This is a genomic window from Methanoculleus sp. UBA303 (assembly GCA_002501655.1).
Lineage (GTDB): Archaea > Halobacteriota > Methanomicrobia > Methanomicrobiales > Methanoculleaceae > Methanoculleus.
Genome location: DANY01000010.1, coordinates 18,277 through 29,784, shown reverse-complemented (window position 1 = coordinate 29,784; position 11,508 = coordinate 18,277). Strand labels below are relative to the sequence as shown.

The window sequence follows — 11,508 nt, the reverse complement described above, 5'->3', positions numbered from 1 at the left end:
TGTTGCGGGCAATTCCTCCCCCAGCTTGCGCAGGGGGTCTCCTTGCCCGTTCGAGATGAACGTTGCTCTCTCTCGGCAAGCGGTATTTAGGCTGATATTCAAGTGAATCACGCCTGAAAAGGTTTTTATCCTATAATGCCGGAGCCTCTACTATCCAACGGCAGAACGGAGGTATGTATGGCGTTTATTTACTATGGGCAGGGGGTATCGTCCCTTTACCAGGATTTTGTAGAGCGGCTGATGTCGCAGCTCGCGCTCAGGGGCACGGAGATCACGCACCAGAATATCGGGGATACGTCTTCGAGGATGGATATCCGGCATACCGGTGAGCAGGGAAAGATGGAGATCGTTATTGACCGGGAGAATGTCCGGGTGAGTTATACCGTCGACCGGGAGCGAAAGGAGGTCAAAAAAGGGCTCGCGGGAGCCATCGCCGGGGCCGGCCTCGGCGGTCTCCTCGGCGGCATCATCCGGGGCGATCGGGATATCGGCGACGTCCTCGGCGGTGCGGCGGCCGGTGGGGCGTATGGGGCATACGACGGCTATGAGTCCTCCCGTGAGGAGCGGACGGCGTTTGCGGAAGTGCTTGCGGAGGCGGTCAGGGACGTGGAGAACGAACTCCAGGCGATCATCGAAGGGCAGGAGGAGGCCCGGGAGGCCCTCCGGGAACGTGGCCGGCAGAAGCGGGAAGAGGGCGAGGCCCGGACCGAAGAGTTGCGCGAACTCTTAGAGGATCTCTACGGTGACCTCCTCGCCGTCCAGGAGGAGGTCGAACTTGCGGCCGTCGAGGGGCGGGATGTCAGGAAGCCCAGAGCGCGGACGGACCGGGCCGAGATCCTCTACCATGAGGCGGAAGCGGCACTCGAAGACGGCGACCATGCTGTCGTGAAGGCAAAGGCGAAGGCCGCGCGTGCCATGGTGGAGGGCGCAGAGAATCTCCTCGCGAACGCCGGAGAGGAATAAGAATCCCCGGGGAATCCGGGATATCCCGGCCCCTTCCCTCACGGTATAATCTCGCAGCTGTTGTACTTCCTGTGGGCGAAGTCCTCCATTCGGATCGTTCCCGCATTCATGAGGGCCTGGACCTCCGGGAGTGCCGCCGAGAGCGCCGAATGAAGGTTCTCCACCGTCCCGCAGACGACCCGCCGCCCATCTTCCGGCCAGGGGCGGGTGATGTTTGAGTAGAGGCACCGCCCGCCGCAGAAGTCGAGGAGACCGCACTCCGTGCAGGGGGCCCCCACGGTCGTCACCGGGAGGCGGAGCGGGTCGGCGGTCTCGACGTGCCCGACATAGTAGTCCTTCATACCGACCATGATAGGACAGGGGGCGATATGCCCGTCGGTCATGATGCTGTAGTTCGCGTGGCCGCACCCGCACCGGAGCATGCTCGGCCGTGATAAAAGCATGTCCTGCATGGGGTCCATGAAGGGATACCACCGGAGCACCCGGCCTTCCGCCCGCATCGTCTCCACCCAGAACGTGACGAGCGATCTGATGCCGGGGTTGTAACTCTCCTTGACCCACGCGGCGTAGTCCCGCATATGGTAATCGTTCCAGAAGTTCGCGTCCATCTGCCAGTGGACGGCGGGAAACGAGAAGCGGTCGTTCTCCGTGAGGTAGCGGACGGCCTCAACAATATCAGTATCCTCGGTCACCGTCATCCGGGCAATCACCTCGCCGGCAAAACCGCCCGCTACGAGGTTCCGGAGGTTTCCAGTAACCCGGGCAAACGTCCCCTCCCCCCGGTGGGCGTCGGTGAGCCTCTCGGGGCCGTCGATTGAGACCAGGACCGTGTCGAAGCGGTTCGCGGTCGCGGGTTCGAGACGGTCGAGGAGGGTGCCGTTGGTGTGCAGGATCAGCGCCGATACCGGGGCTTCGCGGGCGACATCGCGGACGAGATCGATGGCGAGCAGGGGTTCACCGCCGTAGAGGGTCAGCACGGCGTCGGGGTCCTTTTCGAGGAACCGGTAGAGGTCGGGAAGATCGACATCGAGGTCCACCGGGAGGTCTTCGTCGATGGCGATATCGGGCAGTTCCGGAGGATCGACGGTGAACGCCTTCCCCCGGCAGTAGGTGCAGCAGAGGTTGCAGTTGTCGGTCAGGATGAGGTGATAGTACACGGAAAGTCTCTTACTATTTGGGGGGCCGGATGAAAAAAAGGTGAGGATACGGGACCCCCCCGCTGTTTCGTAGAGGGTTTCGGCGGGGCTTTTTGGGCGCCCGGCAGGGGGATCGCGGGGAAGGGGCACTCCCCGGGTTTCACAACTCGACAAACTCTTCTTTTGTAAGGCGGGCCTGCTTCAGGATCGAGAGGAGCGTCCCCCTGGGAACGGGGTCGCGACGGGGAACAATAACAAGCAGTTTGTTTCCATCGTCCCCTATTTTGTAGAGGGCGACATGGCTTCCCTTTCCCCGATGAGGAGCATAGTCGAACCCAATCGCCCTCAGTTTCCTTATGACATCTTCGGAAGAGACCAGAGGCAACTTCGTCATGCCTCGACCTCGATGACCGAGGTGAACTTATGTCGTGATGTCAGGATCGGCTCAAGATCCTCCAATATCCCTAGTTCCCTTGCATTTTCAAGGTAGAGTTCGATCGCTTCCCGGATATTGTCGAGCGCCTCCTCCGGCGTATCGCCGCAACTGGCAACCTCGAGTTCCTGGCATTTTGAGACGTACACCCCTTCCTCTTCCCAGATCAGAACTGTTAGTCGCACCTTCGCCAATTAAATCACCTTCAATTACTACACAATTCATCAACCTGCTATAATACTCTTCTTCTCGTAGGGAGATTTGGGTAGTTCACGGTGAGCAAGTCATGGTTCTTTGAGCAATTCGAGCGGTATGAGTACACCTTGTGCCGGGCGCCGCCACCCCCCGGGGTCGCACCAGTGAGGGGCTCGTCATGACGGCACAAAGCAGAAGACCCTGCAGGTGAAACTGCCTCCTATGCCAGAAGCAAGAAAAGGGAACCTCGCTGAAGAGATCATCGACCCCAGGGACCTCGTCGCCTACCAGCCGGGCTCGATCGTCAGCCGGATGCTCGCCTACACGAAGTCGGGCACGATCACGGTCTTCGCCTTCGATGCGGGCGAAGGCCTCTCGGAGCACACCGCGCCCTACGATGCCGTCCTCCAGGTCCTCGACGGGGAGGCGCTCATCACCATCACGGGCACCGAGTACCCGATGAAAGAGGGTGACCTGATCATCATGCCGGCACAAAAGCCCCACGCGGTCCACGCCGTCACCCGCTTCAAGATGATGCTGACGATGATCCACGCCTGACCGGGCTGCTCTCCTCCCTCACCAGACCGGGTAGGGGGGAGGGTAGGCCTCCTCCCGGTAGGGGAGGAAGACCTCGCTCTCCCGGCTGCCGTCGGCAAGCCCGGTCATGACGATGCTCCGCTGTGAGACCGTGTAGAGGGTCTCGTCCATGAAGAGCGACCGCCGCACCGCGTCCGGTGCGTTCCAGGCGTAGGAGGGACCCTTCTCGGCGTGGGTGACCGTGCCCTCAAGGGTGAACCCGGAAGACGGGCTCACCTGGTAGACGTAGGCGCCCTGCCAGGTCGTGGTGCTGTAGGAGCCGCGGTAACTCGACGACGGGTTCTCCACCCTCTTGATCTCGCTCACGGGGATGACAAGAAGGTCTTTCTCCTCCGCAAAGAGGAAAGCCTTGTGGTCGCGGAGTGCTTCGGAGTCGGTCCCGGCTTCGCCAATCACGACGCTGTCGACCTCTCTGGGATTGTTCACATCCGAGACGTCGAAGAGGGCGATCTTAAGGCCCCCTACCGAGACGCCGCCCCACCCGTTCTCGTTTGTCTCCTTCCCCACGCCGATGATGTGGTCGGCGTCATAGGGATGGAGGTAGTCGGAGTAGCCCGGGATCTTCAGTTTCCCGAGGATGCCCGGGTGCTTCGGGTCAGAGAGGTCGATGACGAAGAGGGGGTCGACCCGCTTGAACGTCACCAGGTAGAGCCGGTCGCCGGCGAACCGGGCGGCGTATATCTTCTCGCCCGGCGCGATATGTTCGAGCGTCCCGATGGTCTTCATCGCAGGATCGAGGATGTAGACGTTGTTGTACTGGAGAGAGCCCTCACGCGTCCACCCTTCGACGGTCGTCGCCACCCGGAGGTTCCCCGCGTGCTCGTCGAGCGAGAACTGGTTTAAGAGGTGTCCGGGAACCTCGCCCATCGCCCGGTAATCGATCTTCCCTTTTCCGATAGCAAACCGGTGGATGATCGTCCGGTCGCGGACGTCGGCACTCTCTGGTGCTGTCCCGGAGGAGTACGCCGTCCCGGTGTTCCGGTAGCCGACATACAGGTTCTCCTGCGACGCAAAGAGGGTGGTGTCGTAGCCGAGGAGGAATGTCTCGGCATCAGGGGCGCTCGTATTGCTCCTTATGGAGAAGGAGGTTGCGGTGTAGAAGATGTAACTCTGCATGGGAGTTTTCGGGCGGTAGATGTCAGGCCGGATGGGCGCCGCGCCGCCTGCCCTCACCTCAGGGAGGGCGATATCGTCGCGCACCCAGACGGGAGACTCCCGCGTGAGTGTATAGATATAGTCCCCGACCATCCGCGCGTCATAGTAGTCGCCGGTGAAGGTCAGGGTCCGGAGCAGCTCCGGGTTTGCCCGGTCGCCGACCGCGTAGACGTAGGCATGCGTCACCGTTCGCCAGATCGGGACCGGTGTTACGCTTCCCTCCGGGGTGGTCATATCCTCCTCCTCTGCGACGGCGAAGACCACCAGGCGGTCACCGGCGAGGAAGAGCGCCGTCGGGCGCCCGTCTATCCGTGTCTCGGAGACAATCTTTGCTGTCTTTGCCGGGAACGCCTCCACGATCCCGAGCATCCCTCCTGAGATGATATAGATGTACCTCCCGTCGTTCTTCAAGAAGTCGGCCTCGTCCACACCCTCGACCTGCACGTTTGTCGTGGAGTAGTCGCGTGCGGCGGTCGGGGCGGCGGTCGCCGCCGGCGCCGGTGCACCCGTGCTGGCCTCCTGCCCGGCACCCCCCGGAGCCCGGGGATAGATGCCGTCGTTCCACCCTTGCTGCGCGTGCTCCTTTAAGAACGCCTTGAGTTCCTTCTCTGATCCGAATTTCTCTAAGTCCCCCAGGGTCTCCGTCCCGGCGTCTTCCGACGCGAGGGCGGTCCCGATGATCGCGGCGACCACGAGACACCCGAGAGCGACGACTGTCACCAGTTTCCAGTTCCCCATACCCGTTCACCTCTTGATAGAGGGAGATGCACGCCTCGATGCATCATCTTTGCGTAACCTACGAATATTTTCGAAGTCTTCCGCCGGAGCCCGTCACCCGGGTGCCGCCCCGAAGATCCAGGCGATGTAGGCGGCGTAGCCGACGAGCAGGAGGGCTGACCAGCCCCGGACGAAGGCCGGGCGGGCAAAGAGCAGGGGGAGGATCGCGGCCGAGAAGAGGACGACGGCGATGACATCGGCAAACGACCCGATGGTGACCGGGGCGAGGAGGAGGCTTATACCGAGGACCAGGAGGAGGTTGAATATGTTGCTCCCGAGTATGTTGCCGACGGATATGGCGCCCTCGTCCCTGATGGCGGCCACGAGGGACGTCGCGAGCTCCGGGAGCGATGTGCCGACGGCGACGACCGAGAGGCCGATGACGAAGGCCGGGATTCCGAAGGCCTCCGCGAACGTGACGGCGCCGGTGACGACCAGCTGGGCCCCGACGATGACGGCGACGAGCCCGAGGCCGATGTAGAGGGCATCGGCCCACCCGTGCGACTTGATGTGGACAGCATCCTCCTCGCGGCGCTCCCGCAGGAGAAGGGTGAGGATGACCGCAAAGAGGATGAGGAGCACCACCCCCGCCAGGGCGTCGAGCGTGCCTCTCACGGCGAGCAGGGCGAACACCCCCGTCGCAACGAGCATCAGTGCGGCATGTCGGATGAGCGCGGAGCGCGATGTCCCCGATGTGGCGACCATACCCGGTCGGATGAGGGTGCAGAGCGCCAGGACGAGGGCTATGTTTGCTATATTGCTTCCGAGAACGTTCCCGAGCGCGATAGCAGTATTTCCCGTGGCCGCGGCGTTCGTGCTGACGACGAGCTCCGGGAGGGATGTGCCGAACGCTATGATCGTGGACCCGATCAGGGCCGGGGAGATGCTGTGACGGAGGGCGAGACCGCTTCCGCCGCCTACGAAGAGGTCGGCCCCTTTCAGGAGGAGCGCTATGCCGACGATGAATATGATGAACGTCGTTATCATGGGGATGTCTCGGATGTGATGATATTCGTTGGGCATGAATCTTCTAATACGTTTCCGAATCCCGGCTCCCGGGCGGTGATTGCACGGGATTCCGCCCCTTCCTGCCGGAACAGTTATACTGCGGACGAAGGGCATATCCCTCTTCCCGTCCAATACCTGAGGATACCAATGCCGGCATTCGTGCCGGACTTCACGATATGGAGGCCGTTGCTTACGCTCTCGTTCGACGAACAGATTGATGCCCTTGAGCAGGAACGCAAGAATCTTCTCCTCTTCCCTGAGGAGGAGTTCATTGATACCATCCGTGACGTGGGGTTCTCCTGCGACTGCTGCGGCCGGTGCTGCACCCGGGAGTTCAACGGGCATGTCTTCCTGCTGGAGGAGGACGCCGATCGGGCCCGCTCATTCTCGGCTGACGCCCTCATCCCGGCGCCCGACTACGACGCCTGCGACCAGGAGGGGCGGTTCTACGTCTCCGGCTACGCTCTCCGGACAGGGCCGGACGGGTCCTGCGTATTCCTCGAAGGCGGCAGGTGCAGTATATACGACCGGCGGTTCTCCATCTGCCGGGTCTACCCCTACATGCTCCACCGGGAGGCCGATGAGACGGGCGCCATCGACTGGCGGCAGATCGGCGGCCTGAACGAGCACGGGTGCTACAACAACCCGATCGACGATGCTGAATGCGCCCGTATCGCCCAGGAGACCCGGGCATACGAGGCGGCGTTCCTCGACCAGGAGATCCGGTTCCGGAGAGCCCTCCGGGACCTCTTTGCCCGGGAAGGACTGCGCTACGTCCGGCGGACCTACGACCTCCTGATGCGGGACTTCCGCAAGGGCGCCGAGGTCGAGGTCCGGGTCTTCCACCGCGGGCGATTTCACCCGCACCGGGTCACCCGTAGCCTGTACGAGTGACAGGGCCCCCGTTTTTTCAAAGGACTCTCCGGCATGCTTGTGGGAGGTTGCACGTCCTCTTCCTCTCCCGGGTAAACCTTTATGCCGGTCTGCGGCCACCGGAGCACCATTATGGAGCGGGAGTATGATGTCGTCGTTATCGGGACCGGGGTCGCCGGTTCCGACATCGCCTGGCACTGCGGGGATGCCGGTATGGAGGTCGCGATCACCGATCAGCAGGAGTACGGGGGGACGTGCGCCCTGCGGGGCTGCGTCCCGAAGAAGGTGCTTGTCGGCGCCGCCGAGGTGGTAGCGCGCGTCCGCGATCAGCAGGGGAACGGTATCCGGGGGGAGGTATCTATCGACTGGCCGCGACTCGTCGCCTTCGAGCACACGTTCACCGATCCCGTTCCCCGGCGGAAGGAGGAGCGCTTCCGGAAGGTGGGAGTCCAGACCTACTACGGACCTGCCCGCTTTACCGGCCCGGACCGGGTGGCGGTCGGCGGCGACACGCTCACGGCCCGGTACATCGTGATCGCCACCGGCGCACACCCCCGGCCGCTCGGTGTCCCGGGTGCGGACCTCATGACATCAAGCGACGACTTCTTCTCCCTCGAGGCGCTCCCGGAGCGGATCGTCTTCATCGGCGGGGGCTACATATCGTTTGAGTTCGCCCACGTGGCCGCCAGGGCCGGGGCGGCGGTGACCATCCTCCAGCGGAGCGGGCGAGTGCTTTCGGGATTTGACCCCGATATCGTCGACCGGTTGGTGCTGGCGTCGGAAGAGATCGGAATCGACGTGCAGGTGAATATGCCGCTTCTCTCGATCGAGAAGAACGCCGACGGTCTTCTGGTGCGAGCCGGGAAGGAGGGGAAAGAGAAGATCTTCGAGGCGGATATGGCCGTTCACGGTGCCGGCAGGGTCTCCGCGATCGAGCATCTTGACCTCGCGGCCGGGAAGATCGAGACCGACCGGCGGGGAATCCGGGTCAACGAATACCTCCAGAGCGTCTCAAACCCCGCTGTCTACGTGGCCGGGGACGCAAACCCGACAAGCCCGCAGCTGACGCCGGTGGCGGTGATGGATGCCCATATCGTCGTCGACAACATCCGAAACGGTAATGCACGGGTCGCGGACTACTCCGTCGTCCCGAGCGCCGTCTTCACGACGCCGCCCCTCGCCTCCGTCGGGCTCACGGAAGAGGCAGCGAAGGAGAGAGGGATACCCTGCATCGTCCACGCCGGAGACCTCTCAGGCCGCTTCACGAACCGGAGCATCGGTGAGAAGCATTCCCGCTACAAACTCCTGATCGAGCGTGGTTCCCGCCGGATCCTCGGGGCTCACCTCATCGGGCACCACGCCGAGGAGGTGATCAACGTCTTCGCCCTCGCGATCAGGCACAACCTGACGGCGGACGATCTCGCGCTCGACGCCATCCCATGGGCCTACCCGAGCAACACCTACGACATCATCCACATGGTTCACCCGCTCGCGCGGAAGTGAGAGGATGCGGGGTGATATCTTGCGCCTCCAGTGCTCACGTGGAGCCCTCTCGTATCCACAACTCGGCAGGTTTTGTCTGTTACAGACCCCATGCACGGCTTTCCATCCATTATCGTGTCGGGGGTGGGGACAGGAGAGGGGGAGACCCCCTCTCCGCACACGGCGGTACTCTCCGTCCCCCCACCCCGCCCCCTGAGGCGCGGGGGCGGTGCCCGGGCGTGCCCCCCGATGCCGATCGTCCGGAGCGAAGAGGCGGGGGGTTCAACTGTTGTTGAACCTCACCCGCCTCAACAGGAATGCAATGGCACCCGGATGGTACGTTAGCGCCAATGGGGAGACCTTCTCCCCGTCAGCCCCTTCCCCTATGGCGATACCCCCACGGCCCACTGTACCGGGTTTTCTCATAGTTTCAGTCGTTTCGGCAGTCGCAATCACACCTCGCGGTGCGCAAACTCCCGTAGACCGCTAACGCTCTTGCCGGTCATTCACAAGAAAAAAGATACCGCCGGGGTTCTAAAATCCCGGTCCCCTTTTACGCGCCCGTGCCGGCGCTCTCTTCCTTCGGCTTCTTCTCGGGTTTCTCGGGCTTCACGTAGGTGATGGTGTGGCGCTCCACCACATGCTCCACCACCGGCGGGAAGTACTCCGGCTCCATCGTGAGGCTCCCGAACGGGCAGCCCTCGACACAGTCGCCGCAGGCGACGCACCGCATCCGGTCGATCTCCCAGACCTTCTCCTCCTTCTCGATGCGGATCGCCTCACACGGGCACCGCCGCGAGCAGAGGCCGCAGGAGCGGCACGTGGTGGGGTCGAAGGTGACGTGTCCCCGGGTGAAGGGGCCTGTCCGTGCCGGGACTGCCGGATACTGCCGGGTGGCCGGTCCCCGCACAAGGTTCCGGAGAACCGTTCTTGTCATCTCAAAGTATCCCATGCCGGCCTCACCTCTCCGTGCAGCTGATGCAGGGGTCGATCGAGAGGACAACGACCGGGACATCGGCGAGCTGCGCGCCCGGGAGCATCTTCACGAGCGCCGGGATGTTCGCGAGCGTCGGCGTCCTGATCCTGGCCCGGGCGAGATGCTTGGTGCCGTCGCCCCGCAGGTAGTGGACGACCTCGCCCCGCGGCTGCTCCACGCGGGAGAAGTACTCGCCGTCCGGCGCTCCCTTCACCTTCACGTCGAGCGGTCCTTCGGGTATCCCGTCGATCGCCCGCCGGATCAGGTCGATGGAGGCGTAGACCTCCTTAACCCGGACGGCGCACCGGGCGTAGCAGTCCCCGGCGGTCTCGACGATCGGTTTAAAGCCGAGGTCACCGTAGGCAGCGTAGCCGGTCTCCCGGAGGTCCACCGCGACCCCGCTCCCCCGGAGAGTTGGCCCCGCCGCACCGAGGGTGTATGCCTCGTCCTTTGATATGACTCCGAGCCCCTGGAGACGGTACTTCACTGTCTCATCGTTCAAGAAGACGTCGCCGAGGTCCCGGCACTGCTGCTCAAACGGGTCGAGTGCCCGGTGCATCTCATCGAGTTTCTCCTGTCCGATATCGCGCCTGATCCCGCCGACCTTGCAGGTGCCCTGGATGACCCGGCCGCCGGTGGTGTCCTCGAGCACATCAAGAACGCTCTCCCGGAGCTGCCAGGACCGCATGAAGAGGTTCTCAAAGCCCATCCCATCCGCGAAGAGCCCGAGCCAGAGGAGGTGGGAGTGGAGACGCGAACACTCCGACCAGATCGTCCGGAGATACTTCGCCCGGTCCGGAACCTCGACCTTCATGATATGCTCGATGCCCTGGCAGTAGCAGAGCGCGTGCATGAAACTGCAGATCCCGCAGATCCGTTCCGCCACGTAGACGTACTCGGTGAACTCGCGCTTCTGTACAAGCTGCTCGAGCCCCCGGTGGATGTAGCCGATGGAGGGAACCACGTCCACCACTAACTCGTCCTCGAGGACGAGGTCGAGGTGGATCGGTTCCGGCAGCACCGGGTGCTGCGGCCCAAACGGCACGACTATGCGTTTCGGCATCGGTCGCCCCCCCTCCTTGTGACGCTGAACGGATACTTCTCCGCTGTCTTGATGAACGTCCCCTGAAAGTCGATGTTGATCCCGGTCACCGGGATACCGAAGAGGTCGTGCATCTCGTTCTCGTAGACGAACGCTCCCCAGTATATACCGGATATGCTCGGGACCTCCGCCTCCGGCCCGACCGTCAGACGGAGGTTCTTGAACTGGTAGTCCTTATCGAACGAGTAGTTGATCTCGTAAGATCCCCCGATATCCGTGCACCCGATCTGGACAAGGCGGTATCCGCCGTCATGGAGCCTTCCGACCTCCCCTACGAGGTCCTCCAGCGCGACGCTGGTTGTTGTCTGCTCTTCATTCATCGTCATCATGTCCCCTCACCTGCCTCTGCCGCATGTCGCGCTCCTTCCTTGATCTCTGCTTTCCCGGTCATCTTCTCCCGCTTCTCCTCGAGGATACCGAGCGCCTTCACAACACCGTCGATGATCTGCTCCGGCCGGGCTGCACACCCCGGGACGTAGACGTCGACGGGGATAACCTTGTCGACGCCTCCTGCGATGTTGTAGCACTCCCGGAATATGCCGCCGGTTGCGGCGCAGGCGCCGATCGCAACGACTACTTTCGGCTCAGGCATCTGCTCGTAGAGGTTCCTGACAACCGGCCGGTTCTGCGAGTTGATCCCGCCGGTGATCAGCAGGATATCTGCGTGCTTCGGGTTTCCGGTGTTGATGATGCCGAACCGCTCCACGTCGTAGAGCGGTGTGAGGCATGCAAGCACCTCGATATCGCACCCGTTGCAACTGGATGCATCGTAATGAAGGATCCAGGGTGATCGCTTCAGGAATGCCATGGT

General features: G+C 62.8%; 13 protein-coding genes. 4 read left to right on the top strand and 9 right to left on the bottom strand.

Annotation, left to right across the window (positions count from 1 at the left end; translation table 11 throughout):
• Positions 1–177 precede the first annotated feature (177 nt).
• A complete protein-coding gene (locus BP846_RS02445; protein ID WP_292392460.1) occupies positions 178–963 on the top strand; it encodes a hypothetical protein in 786 nt (261 codons plus the stop codon).
• A 38-nt stretch (positions 964–1,001) separates the two neighbouring features.
• On the opposite strand, the gene BP846_RS02440 is transcribed toward BP846_RS02445, so the two are convergent.
• From BP846_RS02440 to BP846_RS02430, 3 genes are all read right to left on the bottom strand, one after another.
• Positions 1,002–2,120 (bottom strand): TIGR04084 family radical SAM/SPASM domain-containing protein, encoded by a 1,119-nt coding sequence (locus tag BP846_RS02440; protein ID WP_292392459.1) that lies wholly within the window; start codon positions 2,118–2,120, stop codon positions 1,002–1,004.
• A 139-nt stretch (positions 2,121–2,259) separates the two neighbouring features.
• Positions 2,260–2,493 carry a type II toxin-antitoxin system HicA family toxin gene (locus tag BP846_RS02435; RefSeq protein ID WP_292392458.1) on the bottom strand — a complete coding sequence of 78 codons (234 nt, stop codon included), beginning with the start codon at positions 2,491–2,493 and terminating at the stop codon, positions 2,260–2,262.
• The gene (locus BP846_RS02430; protein ID WP_292392457.1) at positions 2,490–2,681 is read right to left on the bottom strand and encodes a type II toxin-antitoxin system HicB family antitoxin; all 192 of its coding nucleotides are present in this window, start codon (positions 2,679–2,681) and stop codon (positions 2,490–2,492) included. Before BP846_RS02430 ends, BP846_RS02435 begins: the two co-directional genes overlap by 4 nt.
• Positions 2,682–2,949: 268 nt before the next feature.
• On the opposite strand from BP846_RS02430, the gene BP846_RS02425 reads away from it, so the two are divergent.
• Positions 2,950–3,285: a cupin domain-containing protein gene (locus tag BP846_RS02425; protein WP_292392456.1), complete on the top strand. Its 336-nt coding sequence runs from the start codon at positions 2,950–2,952 to the stop codon at positions 3,283–3,285.
• Between the two features lie 18 nt (positions 3,286–3,303).
• Here the strand turns inward: BP846_RS02425 and BP846_RS02420 are convergent, their stop codons facing one another.
• Together BP846_RS02420 and BP846_RS02415 are read right to left on the bottom strand one after the other, a co-directional pair.
• The gene (locus BP846_RS02420; RefSeq protein ID WP_292392455.1) at positions 3,304–5,217 is read right to left on the bottom strand and encodes a beta-propeller domain-containing protein; all 1,914 of its coding nucleotides are present in this window, start codon (positions 5,215–5,217) and stop codon (positions 3,304–3,306) included.
• Positions 5,218–5,310: 93 nt separating this feature from the next.
• Positions 5,311–6,279 (bottom strand): calcium/sodium antiporter, encoded by a 969-nt coding sequence (locus tag BP846_RS02415; protein ID WP_292392454.1) that lies wholly within the window; start codon positions 6,277–6,279, stop codon positions 5,311–5,313.
• Between the two features lie 132 nt (positions 6,280–6,411).
• Here BP846_RS02415 and BP846_RS02410 point away from each other — a divergent pair, with 132 nt between their 5' ends.
• Complete coding sequence (locus BP846_RS02410) at positions 6,412–7,158, top strand: YkgJ family cysteine cluster protein (RefSeq protein WP_292392453.1); 747 nt, start codon at positions 6,412–6,414, stop codon at positions 7,156–7,158.
• Between the two features lie 111 nt (positions 7,159–7,269).
• On the top strand, positions 7,270–8,640 hold the full coding sequence (locus tag BP846_RS02405) for a dihydrolipoyl dehydrogenase family protein (RefSeq protein ID WP_292392452.1): 1,371 nt from the start codon (positions 7,270–7,272) through the stop codon (positions 8,638–8,640).
• Between the two features lie 532 nt (positions 8,641–9,172).
• Here the strand turns inward: BP846_RS02405 and BP846_RS02400 are convergent.
• From BP846_RS02400 to BP846_RS02385, 4 genes are read right to left on the bottom strand one after another with little or no spacing between them, the layout of a single operon-like run.
• Positions 9,173–9,571 (bottom strand): 4Fe-4S dicluster domain-containing protein, encoded by a 399-nt coding sequence (locus BP846_RS02400; RefSeq protein ID WP_292392451.1) that lies wholly within the window; start codon positions 9,569–9,571, stop codon positions 9,173–9,175.
• 7 nt (positions 9,572–9,578) lie between these two features.
• Complete coding sequence (locus tag BP846_RS02395; protein WP_292392450.1) at positions 9,579–10,658, bottom strand: nickel-dependent hydrogenase large subunit; 1,080 nt, start codon at positions 10,656–10,658, stop codon at positions 9,579–9,581.
• Positions 10,643–11,023: an NADH-quinone oxidoreductase subunit C gene (locus BP846_RS02390; protein ID WP_292392461.1), complete on the bottom strand. Its 381-nt coding sequence runs from the start codon at positions 11,021–11,023 to the stop codon at positions 10,643–10,645. Before BP846_RS02390 ends, BP846_RS02395 begins: the two co-directional genes overlap by 16 nt.
• Positions 11,023–11,505, bottom strand: a complete 483-nt coding sequence (locus BP846_RS02385) for an NADH-quinone oxidoreductase subunit B family protein (protein ID WP_292392449.1) — start codon at positions 11,503–11,505, stop codon at positions 11,023–11,025. Before BP846_RS02385 ends, BP846_RS02390 begins: the two co-directional genes overlap by 1 nt.
• Positions 11,506–11,508 lie beyond the last annotated feature (3 nt).